The 20,343-nt window shown below is 66.3% G+C and carries 20 protein-coding genes, 1 other RNA gene and 3 pseudogenes; 10 read left to right on the top strand and 14 right to left on the bottom strand.

The window, feature by feature from the left end:
- The first annotated feature begins 260 nt into the window (after positions 1-260).
- On the top strand, positions 261-644 hold the full coding sequence (locus tag G6N46_RS28215) for an allene oxide cyclase barrel-like domain-containing protein (protein ID WP_235688661.1): 384 nt from the start codon (positions 261-263) through the stop codon (positions 642-644).
- A gap of 18 nt (positions 645-662) precedes the next feature.
- Here G6N46_RS28215 and G6N46_RS28210 read toward each other — a convergent pair.
- Positions 663-1,132: pseudogene (locus G6N46_RS28210) on the bottom strand (nuclear transport factor 2 family protein).
- A 140-nt stretch (positions 1,133-1,272) separates the two neighbouring features.
- Between G6N46_RS28210 and G6N46_RS28205 the strand changes: the two are divergent.
- Positions 1,273-1,698, top strand: coding sequence for a PPOX class F420-dependent oxidoreductase (locus G6N46_RS28205; protein WP_138249922.1), 426 nt, complete (start codon positions 1,273-1,275; stop codon positions 1,696-1,698).
- A 75-nt stretch (positions 1,699-1,773) separates the two neighbouring features.
- Here G6N46_RS28205 and ssrA read toward each other — a convergent pair.
- Both ssrA and G6N46_RS28195 read right to left on the bottom strand, forming a co-directional pair.
- Positions 1,774-2,145, bottom strand: a transfer-messenger RNA (tmRNA) gene (gene ssrA / locus G6N46_RS28200).
- Between the two features lie 92 nt (positions 2,146-2,237).
- Entirely contained in the window at positions 2,238-3,092 is an 855-nt protein-coding gene (locus tag G6N46_RS28195) for a maleylpyruvate isomerase family mycothiol-dependent enzyme (RefSeq protein ID WP_167526445.1), read from the bottom strand.
- Positions 3,093-3,172: 80 nt separating this feature from the next.
- Here G6N46_RS28195 and G6N46_RS28190 point away from each other — a divergent pair, with 80 nt between their 5' ends.
- Together G6N46_RS28190 and G6N46_RS28185 are read left to right on the top strand one after the other, a co-directional pair.
- Complete coding sequence (locus tag G6N46_RS28190; RefSeq protein WP_138249924.1) at positions 3,173-3,607, top strand: helix-turn-helix transcriptional regulator; 435 nt, start codon at positions 3,173-3,175, stop codon at positions 3,605-3,607.
- A 20-nt stretch (positions 3,608-3,627) separates the two neighbouring features.
- Complete coding sequence (locus tag G6N46_RS28185) at positions 3,628-4,035, top strand: VOC family protein (RefSeq protein ID WP_138249925.1); 408 nt, start codon at positions 3,628-3,630, stop codon at positions 4,033-4,035.
- Positions 4,036-4,320: 285 nt separating this feature from the next.
- Here G6N46_RS28185 and G6N46_RS28180 read toward each other — a convergent pair whose 3' ends face one another.
- The 7 genes and pseudogenes from G6N46_RS28180 to prfB all read right to left on the bottom strand — a co-directional run bounded on the left by G6N46_RS28180 (position 4,321) and on the right by prfB (position 9,828).
- On the bottom strand, positions 4,321-5,166 hold the full coding sequence (locus G6N46_RS28180; protein ID WP_174814098.1) for a DMT family transporter: 846 nt from the start codon (positions 5,164-5,166) through the stop codon (positions 4,321-4,323).
- Complete coding sequence (gene smpB / locus G6N46_RS28175; RefSeq protein WP_138249927.1) at positions 5,163-5,666, bottom strand: SsrA-binding protein SmpB; 504 nt, start codon at positions 5,664-5,666, stop codon at positions 5,163-5,165. The genes G6N46_RS28180 and smpB overlap by 4 nt, the downstream gene beginning before the upstream one ends.
- A gap of 2 nt (positions 5,667-5,668) precedes the next feature.
- Entirely contained in the window at positions 5,669-6,565 is an 897-nt protein-coding gene (ftsX, locus tag G6N46_RS28170; protein WP_043394725.1) for a permease-like cell division protein FtsX, read from the bottom strand.
- Positions 6,566-7,120, bottom strand: a complete 555-nt coding sequence (locus G6N46_RS28165; protein ID WP_163693265.1) for a cell division ATP-binding protein FtsE — start codon at positions 7,118-7,120, stop codon at positions 6,566-6,568.
- Positions 7,121-7,174: 54 nt separating this feature from the next.
- Positions 7,175-7,726 carry an Rv3103c family proline-rich protein gene (locus G6N46_RS28160; RefSeq protein WP_138249928.1) on the bottom strand — a complete coding sequence of 184 codons (552 nt, stop codon included), beginning with the start codon at positions 7,724-7,726 and terminating at the stop codon, positions 7,175-7,177.
- Positions 7,726-8,720: pseudogene (locus G6N46_RS28155) on the bottom strand (mechanosensitive ion channel family protein). Before G6N46_RS28155 ends, G6N46_RS28160 begins: the two are co-directional and overlap by 1 nt.
- Positions 8,713-9,828 (bottom strand): peptide chain release factor 2, encoded by a 1,116-nt coding sequence (prfB, locus tag G6N46_RS28150; protein ID WP_061004617.1) that lies wholly within the window; start codon positions 9,826-9,828, stop codon positions 8,713-8,715. Before prfB ends, G6N46_RS28155 begins: the two are co-directional and overlap by 8 nt.
- Positions 9,829-10,000: 172 nt before the next feature.
- Here prfB and G6N46_RS28145 point away from each other — a divergent pair, with 172 nt between their 5' ends.
- On the top strand, positions 10,001-11,350 hold the full coding sequence (locus G6N46_RS28145; protein WP_163693091.1) for an FAD-dependent oxidoreductase: 1,350 nt from the start codon (positions 10,001-10,003) through the stop codon (positions 11,348-11,350).
- Between the two features lie 40 nt (positions 11,351-11,390).
- Here G6N46_RS28145 and G6N46_RS28140 read toward each other — a convergent pair whose 3' ends face one another.
- Together G6N46_RS28140 and G6N46_RS28135 are read right to left on the bottom strand one after the other, a co-directional pair.
- A complete protein-coding gene (locus tag G6N46_RS28140) occupies positions 11,391-11,705 on the bottom strand; it encodes a hypothetical protein (protein WP_138249931.1) in 315 nt (104 codons plus the stop codon).
- A gap of 240 nt (positions 11,706-11,945) precedes the next feature.
- Complete coding sequence (locus G6N46_RS28135) at positions 11,946-12,263, bottom strand: hypothetical protein (RefSeq protein ID WP_138249932.1); 318 nt, start codon at positions 12,261-12,263, stop codon at positions 11,946-11,948.
- A 58-nt stretch (positions 12,264-12,321) separates the two neighbouring features.
- Between G6N46_RS28135 and hisN the strand changes: the two genes are divergently transcribed.
- The 3 genes from hisN to G6N46_RS28120 all read left to right on the top strand — a co-directional run bounded on the left by hisN (position 12,322) and on the right by G6N46_RS28120 (position 15,917).
- A complete protein-coding gene (hisN, locus tag G6N46_RS28130; protein ID WP_138249933.1) occupies positions 12,322-13,098 on the top strand; it encodes a histidinol-phosphatase in 777 nt (258 codons plus the stop codon).
- A gap of 155 nt (positions 13,099-13,253) precedes the next feature.
- Positions 13,254-14,660: an acyl-CoA dehydrogenase family protein gene (locus G6N46_RS28125; RefSeq protein ID WP_138249934.1), complete on the top strand. Its 1,407-nt coding sequence runs from the start codon at positions 13,254-13,256 to the stop codon at positions 14,658-14,660.
- Between the two features lie 45 nt (positions 14,661-14,705).
- Complete coding sequence (locus G6N46_RS28120) at positions 14,706-15,917, top strand: acyl-CoA dehydrogenase family protein (protein ID WP_138249935.1); 1,212 nt, start codon at positions 14,706-14,708, stop codon at positions 15,915-15,917.
- 31 nt (positions 15,918-15,948) lie between these two features.
- Here the strand turns inward: G6N46_RS28120 and G6N46_RS28905 are convergent.
- Positions 15,949-17,082 (bottom strand): annotated as a pseudogene (locus G6N46_RS28905) (serine hydrolase domain-containing protein).
- A gap of 120 nt (positions 17,083-17,202) precedes the next feature.
- Positions 17,203-18,192, bottom strand: a complete 990-nt coding sequence (locus G6N46_RS28110; RefSeq protein ID WP_138249936.1) for an esterase family protein — start codon at positions 18,190-18,192, stop codon at positions 17,203-17,205.
- Between the two features lie 289 nt (positions 18,193-18,481).
- Here G6N46_RS28110 and G6N46_RS28105 point away from each other — a divergent pair, with 289 nt between their 5' ends.
- Together G6N46_RS28105 and G6N46_RS28100 are read left to right on the top strand one after the other, a co-directional pair.
- Positions 18,482-19,072, top strand: a complete 591-nt coding sequence (locus tag G6N46_RS28105) for a TetR/AcrR family transcriptional regulator (RefSeq protein ID WP_061002992.1) — start codon at positions 18,482-18,484, stop codon at positions 19,070-19,072.
- 34 nt (positions 19,073-19,106) lie between these two features.
- Positions 19,107-20,264 carry an acyl-CoA dehydrogenase family protein gene (locus tag G6N46_RS28100; RefSeq protein ID WP_138249937.1) on the top strand — a complete coding sequence of 386 codons (1,158 nt, stop codon included), beginning with the start codon at positions 19,107-19,109 and terminating at the stop codon, positions 20,262-20,264.
- Positions 20,265-20,343 lie beyond the last annotated feature (79 nt).

The following is a 20,343-nucleotide window of genomic DNA, read 5'->3' as shown; positions in this document are numbered from 1 at the left end:
TGAATTGCGGCCCGCGAGTGGATGCTCGACAGCGACGGTTCCCCACAAGGGAACTCGCAGCTGATCGTATGGATAAGGAGGTCTTACCGCTCAACCGATGGTTTGCGGCCATTAGTAGCTGTTCACCCCGCCGAGAGGAAGATCCATGAACACGTTGCGTACCACGGCGGCCGTGCTGACCCCCGCCCTGCTGCTGACGATGTCCTGTTCACCGGGCGACAAAGGCAAGGATCAGTCGGCCGTCACCACGCTGCACTTCTATGAGCACGACACCGGGCAGACCAGCGTGGACCTCGGGACTCCCGGGACCCGGCGACCAGTTCATCTTCTCCGGCGACGTCTTCGATCGCCAGGGCGGCACGAAGCTCGGGCGGACCGCCGGACAGTGCACCACCCTCAGCGGCAACGCCACCTCGGGTGACGTCTCGTGCACCGAGACCTTCATCCTCGACGGTGGGCAGATTTCAGTCCAGACTCTTGCCGACCGTGCCGCCGTGTTCAGCAAGGGTGAAACCGTGCCGATGTCGATCGTCGGCGGCAGCGGCAAATACAGCAAGGCCCGCGGTGACGGCACCGTGCAGGTGCCGCCCGAGGTGCCGAATCAGACCGACGCCAACTTCGTGTTGAACGTGTTGACGAACTAGGCGCAGGGCGCGCCGGCACTACGCCCAGCGGTTCGCAAGCAACTTGAAACTCGGCATATCCTCCAACGACGTGAGCGCCTCGTAGATGCGCTGGTACCCGGTGCTGGCGATGCGCCACACACCGTCCTCGTCCTTGCGATAGGTGTCCGAGTAGTAGCCCGAACCGCGGATCATCGCGTGGCCCGGCACGATCACGGTGTCCTCGAAAACCCACGAACCGTGCGCCGTGGTGTCGGAGTCGAGGTCGATCTCGGGTGGCTGGCGATATGGGTCGTGATGATGCCGTTGTCGAGGTTCGTCCGCATGAAGTCGACGACGGCGTCTCGTCCCTCGTAATGCACCGGCTCACCCATCGCGTGTGTGCCGTAGCGGGTCACGACATCTGCAGCGAGGCAGTCCCCGAAGGTGTCCCACTCCTTGAGGTCCAAGGAGCGGAAGTAGCGGTACTTGAGCCGTTGAATGTCGGCGATCGCCTCCAGGTTACCCATCACGCGAGACTAGAACGTGTTTCAGTTTCTGTCACGGAAAATGCGGAATGTCGCTCACCACATGGTGGTATCGAAACTACGGAACGTGTGGTGGCGCCGGGGTTGACCTCAACCTATGTTGAGGTCCTAGCGTCGAATGTATGACCTTCAAACCACACGAAATCGAATACCTGAAGGCGGCAGACCTCGGGCGACTCGCCACTATCCAGCCCGACGGCACACCGCAGGTCAGCCCAGTGGGCTTCACCTACAACGAGGAACTGGGCACCATCGACATCTCGGGCTACCACATGGCCAAGAGCCAGAAGTACCGCAACCTCGCCCACCACGACAAGGTGGCTTTCGTCGTCGATGACATCGCCTCGCGCAATCCATGGCGCGTGCGGTGCCTGGAGATACGCGGCACCGCCCAGCAGGCCGTGACAGCGTCGGGGCGAGTTGCCCCCGCGGGAGACGTCCTCGATTCCGCGATCATCCGCATCACGCCGCGTCGCATCATCAGCTTCGGCATCGATGACACCGACACCGAACCCCACCTGCTCAAGGCAGACATCAGAAACGTCTGAGTCGAGGGGCGGGTGGGACAGACCCGATGACGCAACCAAACGAAAAGGCCCGACTCATTCGAGCCGGGCCTTCCCTTGTGGAGCTGCCGGGAATTGAACCCGGGTCCTACGGCATTCCCTCAAGACTTCTCCGTGCGCAGTTCGCTATGCCTCTACTTGGATCTCCCGGTCACGCGAACAAGCCGAGATGACGATCCCAGTCGCTGTTTGATGTCCCCACGGGTCCCGCGACCGGCCCCGTGGGTGGGTCCCTCTAGTCGATGCCAGGGTCCGGGCCGAGGGCGCTCCCGGTCTGACAGACACGCGGTCGCTACTTAGGCAGCGAGGGCGTAGTCGCGCTGATGAGAATCGGCGCTTAATTGGTTACAACGACGCTTACGGTGGTCTCTTGCCTGCACCGGCACGCTTCCCTTGATTCGATGCGCGAAGTCGAAACCGTTCAGCCCCTCGCACCCCCGCCGACTTTCGGCAGGACACTCCATCATACCGGTAGCTCCGACAAGCTCCACTGAATATCCGAGGCCACCGAAACCAGCAGGTCAGATGACGTAACCGAGGTTCTCGACGATGCGCTGCCCGACCTCGGCGTCGCCCTCGTATTCGATGGCCACGGAACGAACCGCGCCCAGTGGGCGTCCGCCGCACAGCCGCGTGAACTGCCAGCCGTCCATCCGGATCACCGTCGTCGGTTCGGCGCCACCGAAGTCGGGCACCACGGCCGCGCGGCCGTCGACGGCGACGCGGATGGTGCGCGCCATGGGACCGGTCAGTTGGATCTCGACGCGCGATCCGTCGGGGGCTCCCCCGCGCTTGGCGACGACGAAGCCCATCATCGTCTCGATCTCGTCGAGCGCCAGCCGCGCTTCCGGCTTCTGCAATGCGGCGTCCGACGCCACGCGCGCCACCGATTCGCGAATGTCCTGCTCGTGCATCCACGAGTCGAACGTCCGGATCCGCATGAAGCGACCGAGGCTGTCCTGCCCGGCCGGCGTCATCGTCGGGGTGTTCCACTCCTCGTCCGACATCGCGGTCAAGGTCGCCCGCCGGTCGTCGGTGACAGCACGGAACTTCTCCAACAGTTCGGCGCTCGAGAGCCCGGCCATCGACCGGTTCCAGCATTCGTTCATCACGCCGATGGGGTTGTGCACGTGGTCGAGTTCGGAGACGTCCATGTCGGCTTCCGGCACCGGTTCACCCTTGAGCATCAGCTCGGTGCCGATGATGTGCGCGACCACATCGCGGACATGCCAGCCGGGCAGCTCGGTCTGCGTGGTCAGCAGTTCCGCTTCGGAAATGGTGGACAACAGCGTGTCCAGGTCGTCCCACACCCCGAAGAGGGCGGGCAAGACGTCGGACTTCTCGAGGACGGTCACGGGTCGCGTTGAGCTGCTCACCGGCTGACCGTACGACGACAGAACCCTGCGCACTGGGAAATCCGCGATGCGTCCCAATTTCGTCATGCGACGATGGGCCCATGGGGGACGACCGCGCCGAGGCACAGCGCCTGCGGGACATCACGGTGATCCGCAAAGTGCGCGACCGCATCGACCGCGAGTACGCCAAGCCGCTGAACGTCGAGGAACTGGCGCGCGGCGCGCACATGTCCGCCGGCCACCTCAGCCGGGAATTCCGGCGCATCTACGGCGAATCGCCCTACTCGTACCTGATGACGCGCCGCATCGAACGGGCCATGACGCTGCTGCGTCGCGGCGACCTCAGCGTGACGGATGTCTGCTTCGCCGTTGGCTTTTCATCACTGGGCACGTTCAGCACGCGGTTCACCGAGTTGGTCGGCGTGGCGCCCAGCGTGTATCGCCGCGACCATTCACAGGCGGCCGACGGCATTCCGGCCTGTCTGGCTCGGCAGGTCACCAGACCGGTCAGGAATCAAGAAGCACCGCCGCACTGACCGCCACTACCGTGACGGGCATGGAAATCTCCATTCACTACGCATTCCTGCCCCACACCGACGCCGAGGCCGCGCTCAAGTTCTACCGCGACGACCTCGGGTTCGAGGTACGCAAAGACGTTGGCTACCAAGACATGCGGTGGCTTACGGTCGGCCCGCCCGGGCAGCCGGGCACCTCGATCGTGCTGCACCCGCCGGCCGCCGATCCGGGCATCACCGACGACGAGCGCCGCACCATCCTGGAGCTCATCGCCAAGGGTTCCTACGGCGCCGTCACCCTGGCGACCGACGACCTGGACGCACTGTTCGCGCGCCTCGAAGCCGCCGGCGCCGACGTCCTGCAGGAGCCCACCGACCAGGATTACGGCGTGCGCGACTGCGCATTTCGCGATCCGTCAGGCAACCTGATCCGCATCAATCAGCTGTAGTTTCCTCGCGAGCAGACGCGGCTGTTGACCGGTGCGTCTACGCTGCTCGCTACTCGATCTTTTCTGCTGCAGCGCACAGTCAACACGGGTGTTCGTTGACTGTGCGCTGCGGCAGGCTTTCTTCGAGTACCTAACGGCCAAAATGCGCAGTCGATTTGGCTCAATGTTGAGCCTGCACTCACGGTTACCGCCACCGGGTCTTCACGCCCTCAACGCAGAATCACCGACTCGGCGACCGCGGCGATGAAGCCATCCAGCTGTTGTTCGCGGAGAAAACGGAGGCAACTACCCGGCGGCGATCATCGCGACCGACCCGAGGGCCAGCGCCATGCCGACGGCCTGCCACGCCCGCACGCGCTCTTTGAGCACCACCATGGCCAGGGCGACGGTCGCCGCAGGATACAGCGAGATCAGCACACTCGCCAACGACAGCATCGAGGCCTGCAGCGCCAGCAGCATGCCCACATTCGCGATGACGTCGAGCGCCGCCGCGACCAGGGCCAGCTTCAGCGGAAGTCCGCGCGGCAGAGCGAAATTGCGGGTCGCTACCGCGGCGATCATCACCACCGCGGTAGCCGCGAAGCGGGCGAACACCAACGGCCACAGCTTCGCCTCGTGCGGCACCTGGTGGATGACGGCGAAGCTGAGCCCGAAGGTCAATCCTGATCCGACGGTCAGCCAGGCGACCTTGGCGGTGAACCGGTGCGGCGTCTCGTCCTCATCGGTGGCCTGTGCGCTCACGAGCGCGACCGCGACCAACGCCAGCGCGATCCCGGCGATCGCCAGCCCGCTGGGCCGCTCCCCCATCGCGACGCCGACGCCGATCGGCCCCGCCGACACCAGGATGGCGGTCAGCGGTGAGACGACCGATATCGGTCCGGAGCCCAGGGCCGCATAGAACCACCAGATACCGAACGCCTGCAGCACGCCGCACAAGATGCCCCACGTGACCGCGGTCGACGAAACCTGGCCGCCGACAACGCACGCCATCACCGTCAGCAGCACGCCGGCGATCGGGTACGACACCAGCACCACCCGCAGTGCGGCGACGCGCCGAGCCGCGATGCCGCCGACGAAGTCGCTGATGCCATAGCCCAGCGCTGACAGCAGCGCCAGCAGAACCCCGGTCAGATCTTGCCCTTGAAACGTCGGCCCATCTCACGGGTGATCTCGCGCTGCGCGTCGCGCTTGGCGATGTCCTGGCGCTTGTCGTGGGCTTCTTTGCCGCGGGCGAGCGCCAATTCGACCTTGACCCGACCGTCGGAGAAGTACAGCTTCAGCGGCACCAGGGTGAAGTTGCCGTCCCGCAGCTTGCCTACCAACGTGTCGATCTGCTTGCGGTGCAACAACAGCTTGCGGTTGCGTCGCGGTGCGTGGTTGGTCCAGGTGCCGTGGTGGTACTCGGCGATGTGCAGGTTGCGCAGCCACACCTCACCGTCGTCGACGGTGGCGAACGCGTCGGCCAGGGATGCCAGCCCCTCGCGCAGGCTCTTCACCTCGGTACCGACCAGCGCGATACCCGCCTCGTAGGTGTCGATGATCGAATAGTTGTGCCGCGCTTTGCGGTTGGTCGCGACGACGGCGTTGTTGCCGGATTTGTCGGCGTCCTTCTTGTTTGCGTTCTTGGCCATCGCTACCGCCGTATGTACGCGCGCAGCGTCGCGTAGGCCGTGACGCCCGACATGGTCAGGCCCAGAGCCAACATGATTGGCGCGCAATAGAAGAGGACGTCGGCGTAGTCGACCTTGGCGATCAGGCCGGCTTGATAGAACTGGTTGAGCACGTCTTCGAGGAACATGGCCCGCACCACGATCAGGCCGATGACGGCGCCGACCACACCGATGGTCGCGGCCAGCATCGCCTCGACGAGGAACGGCAGCTGGGTGTACCAGCGTGTGGCGCCGACCAGTCGCATGATGCCGATCTCGGTACGCCGGGTGTAGGCGGCGACCTGAACCATGTTGGCGATCAACAGAACCGCGGCGACGGCCTGCACCAGCGCCACCGCGAATGCCGCGTTGCTGATACCGCCGAGGATGCCGAACAGCCTGTCGACCAGTTCTTTCTGGTCGGTCACCTGGCGCACGCCGGGACGTCCGCGCAGCGCGTCCTCGAATCCCTTGTGCTGCTCGGGATTGTCGAGCTTGACGACGAACGACGCCGGGAACGCCTTCTTGCTCGCATAATCCTTGAACGCCGGGATGCGCCGCACGGCGTCGTCGTACGCCTGGTCCCGGTTCATGTACCGCACCGACTTGACGTCCTTGCGGTCGTCGATCAGCTTGCGCAGCGACTTGCACGGGTCGGCGTCGCAGTTGGGGTCATTGGACGAGACGTCGTCGGTCAGGAAGACCTGGCTCTCCACGCGGTCCAGATAGATCTGCTTGGACTGATCGGCCAGGCGCACGATCAGCAGACCACCGCCGAACAGGCCGATGGAGATGGCGGTCGTCAGGATCATGGCGACCGTCATGGTGACGTTGCGACGAAATCCAGTCAGGACTTCATTGACGAGAAAGCCGAAGCGCACTTAGCGATCCATTCCGTAGACGCCGCTCTGCTCATCACGGATGAGGCGGCCGAGTTCGAGTTCGATGACGCGCTGACGCATCGAGTCGACGATGTGATGGTCGTGGGTGGCCATCACGACCGTCGTACCGGTGCGGTTGATCCGCTCCAGCAGGTCCATGATGTCGTTGCTCGTCTCGGGGTCCAAGTTGCCGGTGGGCTCGTCCGCCAGCAGCACCAGCGGCCGGTTGACGAAGGCCCGGGCGATCGCCACGCGCTGCTGTTCGCCACCGGACAACTCGCCGGGCAGCCGGTTGGCCTTGCCGGACAAGCCGACCATCTCCAGCACATCGGGCACGATGCGGTTGCAGGTGTCCGGACGCTTGCCGATCACCTCGAGCGCGAACGCCACGTCGGCACCTCGCACCGCAGGCAGACGCATGAACGTCGACTTCCCGGAACCGGACGGACCGATGAGAAAGACGAACTCACCCTTGTCAATCTTGAGCGACACGTTGTCCAGGGCTGGGCGTGCCGAAGACTTGTAGTTCTTGCTCACGTGGTCGAGGGTGATCATCACGGCACGCCAGTGTAGTCGGACGCCGACGTGTGACGCCTGAGGCTGTTGCTGCTAGCTCGCCGCCGGTGCCGCACCGGGCGAAATGATGGTGGTCGTGACCGGGCCGTCGGGCGGCGCCGCGGCCGGGAGCGGCCCCGGTGGCGGCGACGGTGCGGGAGCCGGCGTCGGTGCCGGAGCCATGCCGGGCAGCAACGGCAGCGTGACCGGCGGCAGTCCCGGCGCCGGGGTGATGACCGTCGTGGTGGGCGGCGCCGACGTGGTGGAACTGGTCGTGCTCGACGTCGTCGTTGTCGTCGTGGTCGTCGTCGGTTCGGTCGTCTCGGTCGGAGTCTCCGTCGGCGTCGACCGGGGCGTTGTCCGCGGGCGGGTGTTCACATCGGTGCGCGGCACCCAGGTGTACTCGGGATTGGGTACAAAGCCCGGAGGCACCACCGCGGGCGGCGGCGTCGGCGGAGGCGGTGGCGGTGCATAGGTCTGGTGCAGCCAGTACGCGGCGAAGAAGGCCACGATCAGGCCGACCGTCGACGTCCGGAACCGCCCCAGGATGTATGCGGGCCAGGCGCGGTCAGCGCGTTTGACGGCGATGCGGGACAGCGCACTCATCATCGCTCGCCCCCCGGCCCCTGGGTCTCGTCCGCGGCGCCGGCAGCGGTGGCCGGATGCACCATGGCCTCCACTTCAGGCTCGTGGTCGGCAGGACTCTCGATACCGGCCCGGCCGAAGGCCGACACGACCATCACCCGCAGTCGCCGGCCGACCTCGAACTGCTTGCCGGGCAGTGTGCGCGCCACCATTCTCAAGTTCACGGTGTCCAGTTCGATGCTCTCCACACCCATCAACTGCGGTTTGTCGAGCAGCAGCGTGCGCAACTGGCGGTCTTCCATCGCGCGTTCGCACACCCGGCCGAGCACATCGTTGACCTTGCCGAGGTCGGCCGTCGTGGGCACCGGGATGTCGACCACCGCGCGCGCCCAGTCCTTGGACAGGTTGACGGTCTTGGCGATCTGCCCGTTCGGGATCGTGTACACCTCGCCATCACTGGAGCGCAGCTTGGTGACGCGCAGCGTGACGTCTTCGACGGTGCCCTCGGCCGGCACCGTGATACCGCTGACGGTCAGTGCGACGAGGTCACCGAAGCCGTACTGCTTCTCGGTGATGATGAAGAACCCGGCGAGTAGGTCCTGCACGATGCGCTGGGCACCGAAGCCCAGCGCGGCGCCCAGCACGGCGGCGGGTGCGACCAGCGAACCGATGGGGATGCCGAGGATTTCGATGACGTCGACGAGCACGACCACCGACACCAGGCCGATGGCCACGTACGAGATCACCGAGGCGACAGCCTGCCGGTGCTGGTGGTCTCCGACCGGACGAGCGCGTCGCTCTCCTGAAAACGTTCATCGATGCGGGCGGTGACCCGGTGCGTCAGCCAGCCGACGAATCGCGCGATGAGCATCGCCGCGATGACGAGCATGACGATCCGCAGCCCGCGGGTGATGATCCATTCGCCGATCGAGCCCCGCCAGAAGTCGTGCCACTGCTGGGCCCACCAACCGAGCGACTCCGGTTGGCTCGCGGCAATCAGAGAAAAATTAGTCATCTTCTTTTCGGTTGCGCCAGCGGATTCCGGCTTCCAGGAAGCCGTCGATATCGCCGTCGAGCACCGAGGCCGGGTTGCCGACCTCGAACTCGGTGCGCAGGTCCTTCACCATCTGGTAGGGGTGCAGCACGTACGAGCGCATCTGGTTGCCCCAGGAGCTGCCGCCGTCGCCCTTGAGGGCGTCCATTTCGGCGCGCTCTTCCTGGCGCTTGCGTTCCAGCAGCTTGGCGCTGAGCACTCGCATCGCGGAAACTTTGTTCTGCAGCTGCGATTTTTCGTTCTGACAGGTCACGACGATGCCGGTCGGGATGTGCGTGAGCCGGACCGCCGAGTCGGTGGTGTTCACGGACTGACCGCCCGGGCCGCTGGAGCGGTAGACGTCGACTCGGATGTCACCTTCGGGGATGTCGATGGAGTCGGCGGTCTCGACGACCGGCAGCACCTCGACGTCGGCGAATGACGTTTGACGGCGACTCTGGTTGTCGAAGGGGCTGATCCGCACGAGCCGGTGGGTGCCCTGCTCGACCGACAGCGTGCCGTAGGCGAATGGCGTGTGCACGGCGAAGGTCGCGCTCTTGATGCCGGCCTCCTCTGCATACGACGTGTCGAAGACCTCGACCGGATACCCGTGCTTCTCGGCCCAGCGGATGTACATGCGCATCAACATCTCGGCCCAGTCGGCAGCGTCGACGCCACCGGCGCCGGAGCGGATGGTGACGACAGCTTCCCGCTCGTCGTATTCCCCCGACAGCAGCGTTCGAACCTCGAGCGCTTCGATGTCCTCACGCAACTTGGCCAGTTCGGCGTCGGCGTCGGCGATCGCGTCGGTCTTGGCCGCGCCCTCTTCCTCCTCGGCCAGCTCGTAGAGCACGGGCAGGTCCTCGACCCGTCCGCGCAGCTCCTCGACGCGGCGCAGCTCGCCCTGTGCGTGCGACAGGCTGCTCGTCACCTTCTGCGCGTTGGCCTGGTCGTCCCACAACTTGGGATCAGATGCCTCGTCTTCGAGTTTGGCGATTCGCGCGCGCAGACCTTCGACGTCGAGCACCCGCTCCACAGTCGTCAGGGTGCTGTCGAGGGCGGCAATGTCGGCTTGACGGTCGAGGTCCACAAAGGATGAGGGTACCGACCAGTGAGACGGACTTTCACATTGCAAGCCCTGATCGCTTAGACCGGTTTAGCATCGCCGTGTAACCCGCTCGGCCGCGTCGCGACAGCCCCTTGCGCGCACTGAGCAGAACAAGAAGGCAAACCATACATATGCGCCCTTACCATGTGGCCATGTGGCGGTTGTCGGATCCGGCCCGTCTTTTCGCTCACTGCTGAAATTCGCCGATGCCAAGGCTGCCACCGATGACCCGGTCGAGGTGCGCATCGACATGCTCGAGATGCTGCCCACGCCCTGGGGGCTGGTGCGCTCCGGCGTGGCTCCCGACCATCCGAAGATCAAGACCGTGACGGCGCAGTTCGACAAGGTGGCCGACGATCCCCGGTTCCGGTTCTTCGGCAACATCACCGTGGGTGAGCACGTGCAGGCCGCCGAGCTCGCGGAGCGGTACGACGCCGTCATCTACGCCATCGGCGCCCAGTCCGACCGCCCGCTCGGCATCCCCGGTGAAGAACTGGCAGGCAGCGTGGCTGCCGTCGACTTCGTCGGCTGGTATAACGCGCACCCGCATTTCGCTGCCATGAATCCCGACGTCACGCAGGACCGGGCCGTGGTCGTCGGCAACGGCAACGTGGCGCTGGACGTGGCCCGCATTCTCGTCAGCGATCCGGGCGAGCTGGCGGCCACCGACATCGCCGACCACGCGCTGACGGCCCTCGGCGCCCGCGGCGTCCGCGAGGTCGTGATCATCGGCCGGCGCGGCCCACTGCAGGCGCCGTTCACGACGCTGGAACTGCGCGAGCTCGGCGACCTGGCGGCCATGGCCGACGTCGACGTGATCGTCGACCCGGCCGATGTCGACAGCATCACCGACGCGGACCTGGAAGCGGCGGGCAAGACCGTGCGGCAGAACATCAAGATTCTGCGCGGCTACGCCGAACGCGGCGCCCTCGGGCGCGAACGCCGCATCGTGTTCAAGTTCCAGACCTCGCCCATCGAGATCAAGGGTGCCCAGCGCGTCGAGTCAATCGTGTTGGGCCACAACGATCTGGTCGACGACGGCGGCCGGATCGTCGCCAAGGACAGCGGCCACCGCGAAGAACTGCCGGCCCAGCTGGTGGTGCGCGCGGTGGGCTACCGCGGCGTCCCGACCGCGGGCCTGCCGTTCGACGAGCGCGCCGCGACCATCCCGCACACCGAGGGCCGGGTCGAGGGCAGTCGCAACGAGTACGTCGTCGGCTGGATCAAGCGCGGGCCGTCGGGCGTGATCGGCAGCAACAAGAAGGACTCGCAGGACACCGTCAACACCCTGATCGAGGACATCTGCGGTGCCGAGCTGGCCGACTTCGCGCCCACCCACACCGAGGACCTGCAGGCCTGGTTCCGGTCCCGGCAGCCCGCGTTGGTCACCAATGACCACTGGCGCCTGATCGACGCGCATGAGCGGTCAGCCGGCGAGGGCCAGAACCGGCCGCGCGTGAAGCTGACCGATGTGACGGAGATGCTGCGGGTCGCGCACGGCTGACCGGCCGCGCGCTCCCCGCAGCGGGTGCTCACTCGGCCGCCTAGTGACCGGGACGCAGGATGCCCTGCACCGCGAACGTCGTCAGATTGCCCCCTGAATTGAGAAGCGACGACGTGGCCGTCGACCCCGACAGGACGCCGGAGCTCAGCGAACCCACGCCGGCCTGAAGGCCGCCGGCGTTGATCGCGGCGATGCCCGCGAGTCCGCCGATGTTGTGGGTGGCGAAGTGCTGCGTGAAACCGAGCTCACCGCCCACCGCGCTGCCCAGCCCGTCGAGCGGCCCGCCATCCGCTGATGCCACGCCGGCCGGTGCCAGCAGCAGCAATCCGCCTGCTGCCAGGCCGGCTCCGATCATCCTGGTGGCCCTAGCGGTCGACGACATCTGAGACTTGGGCATGTGTGTGTTGTCCCCTTCACGGTCGAATCCGAGCACTGCCCGCGAGCGCGGCTAGCAAGCTCGATGCGATAGCTGCGTGATCGCACCATCCATCTATTAGCACAGGACAATGCTCGAAATAACCGATTTGCGGGAAAATTACGACGATGCTGAGCAAACCGAATAGCGGCGAGAGTGGGACCGTGACCAGCCGGACGACTACGGCTGAGGCGCGTGCGGCGCGAAGTTCCAGTTGTCGGGATTCTTGGGCGAGTAGACGACGGGCACCAGCTGGCCCACCGCGGGCCACTCGGCCACGTCGATCGCGATCCGGCCGTAGACCTCGTGCTCATTCACGCTGGGACCGTTGATGACGCCGGCGACGGTGACGAACTGCTCCCCCGTGGCATCGGGGCGCGGACTGACGCCGGTGATCAGCAGCGTCCCGCTCTCCCCGCTCCGCGTCCGCCGAAGCCATGGGGCGGCCAGCAGTACGAGCGCTCCGAGCAAGACAATGAGCACGACGAATTCCCACACATACTCATGGTAGGACTGCACCCATGACTCCCCAGCAAGTAGCGAAGGCGGATTGCGCATGAGCAGCGTCGCAGACGACATCAACCTTGCCCTGAAACTGGCCGATCAGGCCGATGCCGTGACGCTCGATCGCTTCGGCGCGCTGGACTTGCGCATCGAGACCAAGCCGGACCTGACGCCGGTGACCGATGCCGACCAGTCCGTGGAGCGGGTGCTGCGCGAGACGTTGGCCGCGGCCCGGCCGGACGACGCCCTGTTGGGCGAAGAATACGGGGGCACAGCGGTTTTCGCGGGCCGGCAGTGGGTCATCGACCCGATCGACGGCACCAAGAACTTCGTCCGCGGCGTGCCGGTGTGGGCGACGTTGATCGCCCTCCTCGAGGACGGGGTGCCGGTCGTCGGCGTCGTCAGCGCGCCGGCTCTCGGCCGCCGTTGGTGGGCCGGCACCGGCGCAGGTGCGTTCAGTTCGTTCGGCGGGCGGACGCGGCCCATCTCGGTATCGGGTGTCGACGCACTGGACGCGGCGAGCCTGTCCTACTCCGATCTGACCACCGGCTGGGAGGACCGGCGCGACGCCTTCGTCGCCCTGACCGACGCGGTGTGGCGGGTACGGGCGTACGGCGACTTCTGGTCGTACTGCCTCCTCGCCGAAGGTGCGGTCGACATCGCCGTCGAACCGGAGGTCAAACTCTGGGATCTGGCCGCGTTGGACGTCGTCGTCCGGGAGGCCGGCGGGGCGTTCACGAACCTGGCCGGCGCGCCCGGTCCGCACGGCGGCAGCGCGGTGGCGACCAATGGATCGCTGCACGAAAAGGTGCTCGCCGCCCTCGCCTGACCCGGGATTTGTGCACGATTTTCCGCGGTCAGCGCGGGTTTTCGTGCACAAATCACCTGGCCCGCCAATGTGAATTTGATAACACGAGCGTCGTACCTTACTCCGGAGTAAGATACGGTCATAACGCACTGCCCCAACGACGCGAGGCTGTCGAAATGACCAACACCCTTCCTCAGAACGGCACATCTGCCGGCTCCGCCCAGCGCCCGGTGCGCAAGGGCCCGGAGAGCGCCATCGGACTCCAGCGACACAAGCGGACAGCGACCGACATCGGTCTGGCGCTGATCACACCTTTTGTCGGGCAGGAGTTCCTGGACAAGTACAACCTGCGGGATCCCATGAACCGCGGTCTGAAGTACGGCATCAAGACGGCGTTCTCCACTGCCGGCGCGGCGGGCCGGACGTTCAAGCGCATTCCCGGAGTGAACGGCGCCCCGACGCGCCTGAAGCCGGGCGGCTCGGATTACTTCGACCTGAATCCGGACGAAGACCAGCAGATGATCGTGGACACCGTCCGCGAGTTCTCCGCGGAGATCCTGCGGCCGGCCGCTCATGACGCCGACGCGGCTGCGGCCTACCCGGCCGATCTGATCGCCAAGTCGGCCGAACTCGGCATCACCGCCTTCAATGTGCCCGAGGAGTTCGACGGCATCGCCGCTTCCCAGAGCACCGTCACCACGGCACTGGTCGCCGAGGCCCTCGCCTACGGCGACATGGGTCTGGCCCTGCCGATCCTGGCCCCCGGCGGCGTGACATCGGCCCTGACCCGTTGGGGCAGCGCTGGTCAGCAGGCCACCTACCTGCCGTCGTTCGCCGGCGAGAACGTGCCGCAGGCCTGCGTCGCGATCGCCGAACCGCATGCGCTGTTCGACCCGACCGCGCTGCGGACCACCGCGGTCCGCACCCCCAGCGGTTACCGCCTCAACGGCGTCAAGTCCCTGGTTCCGGCCGCCGCCGACGCCGAGCTGTTCATCATCGGCGCGCAGCTCGACGGCAAGCCTGCGCTGTTCATCGTCGAGTCCAACTCGGAGGGGCTGTCGATCACGGCCGACCCGAGCATGGGCATCCGCGCCGCGGCCCTGGGCAAGATCGAGCTGGACAACGTCGCGGTGCCGCTGGCCAACCGCCTGGGCGAGGACGAAGCGACCGACAACGACTACTCCGAAGCCATCGCGCTGTCCCGATTGGGTTGGGCCGCACTGGCAGTCGGCACCTCGCACGCGGTGCTCGACTACGTGGTGCCCTACGTCAAGGAGCGCCAGGCATTCGGCGAGCCGATCGCCAACCGCCAGGCGGTGGCGTTCATGTGCGCCAACATCGCCATCGAACTGGACGGCCTGCGCCTGATCGTCTGGCGCGGTGCCTCGCGCGCCGAGCAGGGCATGACCTTCCTTCGTGAAGGCGCCCTGGCCAAGCGGTTCGCCGCCGACAAGGGTATGCAGATCGGCCTCGATGGCGTGCAGCTGCTCGGTGGCCATGGCTACACCAAGGAACACCCGGTTGAGCGCTGGTACCGCGATCTGCGGGCACTCGGCGTCGCCGAGGGTGTTGTCGTCCTGTAGTCGCCTGAATCGCCGAACTCTTCCCACTCACCCGAAAGACCAATCATGGCAATCAATCTGGAACTGCCCCGCAAACTGAAGGCAGTCGCGGAAAAGGGACATCAGGGCGCCGCCGAGATGCTCCGCCCGATCTCCCGTAAGTACGACCTCGCCGAGCACGCCTACCCGTCCGAGCTCGACACCCTGGCCAGCCTGTTCGAGGGCGTGCAGGAGTCGAACACCGTCTCGGTGGCCGGCGCCGGCTTCTCGGCCAACGAATCCAAGAGCAAGCACGCAAACGTCAACGGCGCCAACATGTCTGCGCTGCTGAACGCGCTCGAGGTCAGCTGGGGTGACGTCGCCCTGCTGCTGACCGTGCCCTACCAGGGCCTGGGCAACGCCGCCATCTCCGCGGTCGCCACCAAGGACCAGCTGTCCAAGTGGGGCAAGGTGTGGGCCGCCATGGCCATCACCGAGCCCAGCTTCGGTTCCGACTCCGCGGCGGTCACCACCACCGCTGTGCTCGACGGTGACGAGTACGTCATCAACGGGGAGAAGATCTTCGTCACCGCCGGCTCGCGCGCCACCCACATCGTGGTGTGGGCGACGGTCGACAAGTCGCTGGGCCGTGCCGCCATCAAGTCGTTCGTCGTGCCGCGCGAGCACCCCGGCGTCATCGTCGAACGCCTGGAGCACAAGCTGGGCATCAAGGCCTCCGACACCGCGGTCATCCGCTTCGACAACTGCCGGGTCCCGAAGGATTACCTCTTGGGCGATCCGGAGGTCAAGGTGGACAAGGGTTTTGGCGGGGTCATGGAGACCTTCGACAACACCCGCCCGATGGTGGCCGCCATGGCGATCGGCGTGGGCCGTGCCGCCCTGGAGGAGCTGCGGGCGATCCTGACCGACGCGGGCATCGAGATCTCGTACGACAAGCCGGCCCACGCCCAGAGCGCACCGGCCGCCGAGTTCCTCCGCATGGAGTCCGACTGGGAGGCCGCGTACCTGCTGTCGCTGCGCGCCGCCTGGCAGGCCGACAACAAGATCCCGAACTCGAAGGAAGCGTCCATGAGCAAGGCCAAGGCCGGGCGCATGGGAACCGACGTCACGCTCAAGGCCGTCGAATTGGCCGGAACCACCGGCTATTCGGAGACCACCCTGCTGGAGAAGTGGGCCCGCGACTCGAAGATTCTCGACATCTTCGAGGGCACGCAGCAGATTCAGCAGCTCGTCGTGGCGCGACGCCTGCTGGGCCTGTCGTCGGCACAGCTCAAGTGACCGCTGCTCCGGTGGCCCGCCCTCGGCCGGGCTACCGGAGCGCTGTCGCGAGTGCCGCGAACATCACTGCGGCCTCCCCCGGTTGCGCACTGAACGACGGTTCGGCCACCGGCCAGGTGGACCACTGCACCATCACGAGGTTCTCCCGCCGGTTGATCGCGATCATCTGACCGAAAATGCCCAGCGCCCAAAGACACTCACCGTCGGCTGCGCTGGGCTTTTCGCTGCCCTGTGGCAGTTCGTTGTGCCACCACTGATAGCCGTAGACGCCGTTGGGATGGTCCGGCGACACCGACGCCGCACACCACTCCGATGAGTCCCGCACCCATCCGTCGGGCAGAATCTTGTCTCCGCTGGGCAACACCCCGTCGCCCAGGACGAACAGGCCGAACCGGCCCCAGTCCGCCAGTGTCGCGTTGAAGCCGTGCGCCCCGGTGTCGTGCCCCTCGTAGGAGTGCCAGACCCCGTCGGCCGCCATCCCGCACGGGATCCAGATCTTCTGTTCCAGATACCGGCTCAGCGGCATGCCGACCGCCTTCTCGAGCAGGTCCCCCAGCAGCCAGGCGCCGCCGCTGTTGTAGGACCAGAGTTGCCCGGGCTCAATACCGTTTCTGCGCTTGAGGTTTCGGACCAGATTCGACACCGCGGGGTAGACGTCGACGCCGGCCTCGTATCGGGTCAGCTGGGAGAATTCAGAATCGGGGTCGGTGTAGTCCTCATTCCACTGGACCCCGGAGGTGTGTTACATCAGTTGCCTGATGCTCACGCCGTCCCACGCGGTACCGGCCAGCGTCGGGTCGTATCGGGTCAACGGGTCATCCACTGCCGCGATCGCGCCGTCCTTGACCGCTACGCCGACGAGCGTCGAGACGACGGACTTGGCCACCGAACGCGATGTCCACAGCGTCGCGGCGGTATTGCCGCGGCCCAGGTACTGGTACGCGATCTGGCCGTCCTTGAGCACGAGCAGTCCCGTGGCGCTCTGCCGCGCCAGGTAGTCGGCAAGGTGGCGGGTCACGCCGCCGAACTCGTACGCCACATCGGTGAGTGGTGCGGCCGAAACCGGCAGCGGCCGTGCGGTATTCGACCGGAAGACACTGCCGGGGTAGGCGCGGTAGCTGTTACGGAATCCGATCACCCGTTCGGCCGGACTCCAGGTGAGCATGTCTTTCGGGTCCGGCAGGTGCTCATCGAAGGGGCCGGCGTGGACCGTCATGGTCCAATCATGCACCGCGACAAGCAAACAGGCCCCGGGATTGCTCCCGGGGCCTGTTTGCTGTCGAGGTTACGAGGACGGGTTGGCGCCCAGCACGCGCTGCAGGTCAGGCTTCATGGCCTGCAGCTGCTGGCCCCAGTAGCCCCAGTCGTGGGTGCCGCTGTCGGGGAAGTTGAACACGCCGTTGTTGCCACCCGCGGCCAGGTAGTTGTCCTGGAAGGTGCGGTTGGTGCGGATGGTCAGGCCCTCGAGGAACTTGGCCGGCACGTTGTCGCCACCGAGCTCGCTCGGGTTGCCGTTACCGCAGTACACCCACAGGCGGGTGTTGTTGGCGACGAGCCGCGGGATGTTGACCATCGGGTCGTTGCGCTGCCAGGCGTTGTTCGGGTCGCCCGTCGAGCCCCACATGTCGTCGGCCTTGTAGCCACCGGCGTCGCCCATCGAGACGTTGATCAGGAACGGCCACCAGCCCTCGGACGGGTTCAGGAAGCCCGACATCGAACCGGCGTAGATGAACTGGTCGGGGTGCCAGATCGCCAGGGTCATCGACGACGAGCCGGCCATCGAGAGGCCGACGGCGGCGCTACCGGTCGGCTTGACCTCGCGGTTGGCCTGCAGCCACTGCGGCAGCTCCGAGGTCAGGAAGGTCTCCCACTTGTAGGTGGAGCAGCCCGCCTTGCCACACGCCGGCTTGTACCAGTCGGTGTAGAAGCTGGACTGACCGCCGACCGGCATGACGATCGACAGACCGGAACCGAGGTACCACTCGAAGGCCGCGGTGTTGATGTCCCAGCCGTTGTAGTCGTCCTGTGCGCGCAGACCGTCGAGCAGGTACACCGCAGGCGAACCGTTGCCACCGCTCTGGAACTGCACCTTGATGTCACGGCCCATGGACGGCGACGGCACCTGGAGGTATTCGACCGGCAGGCCGGGGCGCGAGAACGCACCGGCGGTCGCTGTCTGGCCGGCAAGTCCGATGAGACCCGGGAGCAGGGCGGCGGCCGAGACGGCGCCGGCGACCCTGCGCGCCCAGCGGCCGCGAAGCTTGTCAACGAACATTCACAATCCCATTTCAGTATCAGGTACCGGGTATCGTGCCCACTCCACGCGCTCGAACGGCGTTGGTGGCACAGCCGCGATTACTCGCAGCCGTGTGCGGCGGCTCAGCCTGGTACGGGAACTGAACGCACCGAATGATTCAGTTGTATGTGGGCAGTAAAACACGCGCTGGACACGCCGAGGAACCCCCGATTCCGGCTTGAGACCAGGTTGTTGCGGACTTCGTACCGTTCAGCTACCACCCTGACGCAAAGCCGCGCGGCGTTCATGCGGCCGTAGGCTGCCGTTTGTGACGAGCGATCGGGACCATGTCGACGAGCTGCCGGACGCCCGAGCCGGCGGCCGGTTGGGGATCGACGACTGGCGCGCGGCCGGGTACGCGATCCTGGCCGAAGAGGGCCTGAAGGCCCTCAAAATCGACCGGTTGTGCGCTCGACTGAAGGTCACCAAAGGCAGCTTCTACTGGCATTTCACCAATATCGCCGCCTATCGGACAGCTCTCATCCAGGGCTGGGGCGAGCTGCGTGACGCCGACCGCAGCCAGATCGAGGAGATCGGCGCCCTGGCCCCGCGCGACCGACTGGTCCGCATGATGAATTCGCTGGTCAGCCCCAGGCATTGGACGCTGGAACGGGCGATGCGGGAGTGGGCGCGCTCGGATGAGGCCGTCGCCGAGAGCGTGCGTGCCGCGGACCGGCGCATTCTCGCCGCGGTCCGGCGCGCGTTCGAGGATTACGGATTCGACGCCGACGAGGCCGAGTTGCGGGCCGACGCCACCTTCGCCGTCGGCATCGGATTCCTGCACCTGTCCGGTGACTCCCCGCATCCGCGGCTGGCTGCTCGCAGCGAACGATTCCTCGACCTGATGCTCGCGACCTGACCTCCATACCAAAAGGTATGGTACGGTCCGGCGCATGTTGAACACGCAGGCCGGCATCACCGATGGGTTCGTCACCGCACTCGGCGAACGCGCCGCCGAGGCCGAAAAACTCCGACGCCTCCCCGACGACACCGTGAGCGATCTGATCGCGTCCGGTTTCACCGAGCTTCTGGTGCCCGCACGCTTCGGCGGACAGGAAGCACCGTTCCCCGAGATCCTCGATCCGGTGCGCCGCCTCGCCCACGGCTGCACCTCGAGCGCCTGGACCATCGGGTTCCTGACGCTGCACAACTGGATGCTGGCGCTGTTCGGCGAGCAGGCCCAGCAGGAGGCGTTCGACAGCCGGCCCTTCCTGGCACCGGCACCACTGGCCCCGACTGGCAGAGGCCTGCCGGCCGACGGCGGCATCCGGTTGACCGGGCGCTGGTCCTGGGCCACCGGGGTCATGCACGGCAACTGGATCATCGTCGCCGCGCTGTGTGGGCCGGATGACGGCATCTACCCCGCCCTCGCGCTCCTGCCGATCAGCGCCGTCAGCGTCGAGGACGTCTGGCACACCGACGGGATGCGCGCCACCGGCTCCAACGACGTCGTCGCCGCGGATGTCTTCGTGCCCGAGCACAGGCTGGTCAAGGTGACCGACATCTATGCCGGCACCGCGCCCGGCGCGGGACTGCACGACAGTGCCACCTACCGCTGGCCCATGGTGCCGGCACTGGCCCTGCTCGCGGCGATGCCCGCCCTGGGCAGCGCCGAGCGGGTGACCGAGAGCTACGCGCAGCGGTTGGCCGAGCGGGTACTGCCGTACGAGGGCGTCATGCAGAAAGACAAGCCGATTGCCCAGGCGCACTTGGCCGGAGCGCAGGTCCGGTTGCGGTCACTGCGCGCCCTGCTTGCCGACACTGTCGGGGAGATCGAGGCGATCGTCGTCGCCGGTGATTCCGTCGAGAAACCCGTGCGGGCCCAGGCGCGGCTGGCGGCCGCACACATCGTCACCGAATCACGCGCGGTGATCGGCGAGCTCATGGGCGCCGGCGGAGCCAGCATCCATTTCCTGTCCAGCCCGATGCAACGCTTCAAGCGCGACGTCGACGTGCTGGCCGGGCACGTCGTGTTCGACTACGACACCAGCCGGGAGCTGGCCGGCGCACTCGCACTCGGCATGAAGATCCCGCGCACGTCGATGATCTGAGCAGCAGACCGATTCACCCTTGCCTCCACGGAAAACCAAAAGTAATGTCACTTTCAGTTTTGCTGCCCGATCCTCGAGG

The sequence above is a fragment of the Mycolicibacterium phocaicum genome (assembly GCF_010731115.1).
Classification (GTDB): Bacteria; Actinomycetota; Actinomycetes; order Mycobacteriales; family Mycobacteriaceae; genus Mycobacterium; species Mycobacterium phocaicum.
The sequence above is the reverse complement of the archived record's forward strand: the minus strand, read 5'-3'. Positions and strand labels throughout refer to the sequence as shown.

Excerpts from the sequence above, each read along its gene's own strand:
- G6N46_RS28205 (WP_138249922.1), top strand. The coding sequence starts at position 1,273 with ATGACCTTCAAACCACACGAAATCGAATACCTGAAGGCGGCAGACCTC.
- G6N46_RS28215 (WP_235688661.1), top strand. The coding sequence starts at position 261 with ATGAGCACGACACCGGGCAGACCAGCGTGGACCTCGGGACTCCCGGGA.
- G6N46_RS28120 (WP_138249935.1), top strand. The coding sequence starts at position 14,706 with ATGGCAATCAATCTGGAACTGCCCCGCAAACTGAAGGCAGTCGCGGAA.
- G6N46_RS28125 (WP_138249934.1), top strand. The coding sequence starts at position 13,254 with ATGACCAACACCCTTCCTCAGAACGGCACATCTGCCGGCTCCGCCCAG.
- G6N46_RS28140 (WP_138249931.1), bottom strand. The coding sequence starts at position 11,705 with ATGATCGGAGCCGGCCTGGCAGCAGGCGGATTGCTGCTGCTGGCACCG.
- G6N46_RS28160 (WP_138249928.1), bottom strand. The coding sequence starts at position 7,726 with ATGAGTGCGCTGTCCCGCATCGCCGTCAAACGCGCTGACCGCGCCTGG.
- G6N46_RS28110 (WP_138249936.1), bottom strand. The coding sequence starts at position 18,192 with ATGTTCGTTGACAAGCTTCGCGGCCGCTGGGCGCGCAGGGTCGCCGGC.
- hisN (WP_138249933.1), top strand. The coding sequence starts at position 12,322 with ATGAGCAGCGTCGCAGACGACATCAACCTTGCCCTGAAACTGGCCGAT.
- G6N46_RS28100 (WP_138249937.1), top strand. The coding sequence starts at position 19,107 with ATGTTGAACACGCAGGCCGGCATCACCGATGGGTTCGTCACCGCACTC.
- G6N46_RS28185 (WP_138249925.1), top strand. The coding sequence starts at position 3,628 with ATGGAAATCTCCATTCACTACGCATTCCTGCCCCACACCGACGCCGAG.
- G6N46_RS28190 (WP_138249924.1), top strand. The coding sequence starts at position 3,173 with ATGGGGGACGACCGCGCCGAGGCACAGCGCCTGCGGGACATCACGGTG.
- G6N46_RS28165 (WP_163693265.1), bottom strand. The coding sequence starts at position 7,120 with ATGATCACCCTCGACCACGTGAGCAAGAACTACAAGTCTTCGGCACGC.
- smpB (WP_138249927.1), bottom strand. The coding sequence starts at position 5,666 with ATGGCCAAGAACGCAAACAAGAAGGACGCCGACAAATCCGGCAACAAC.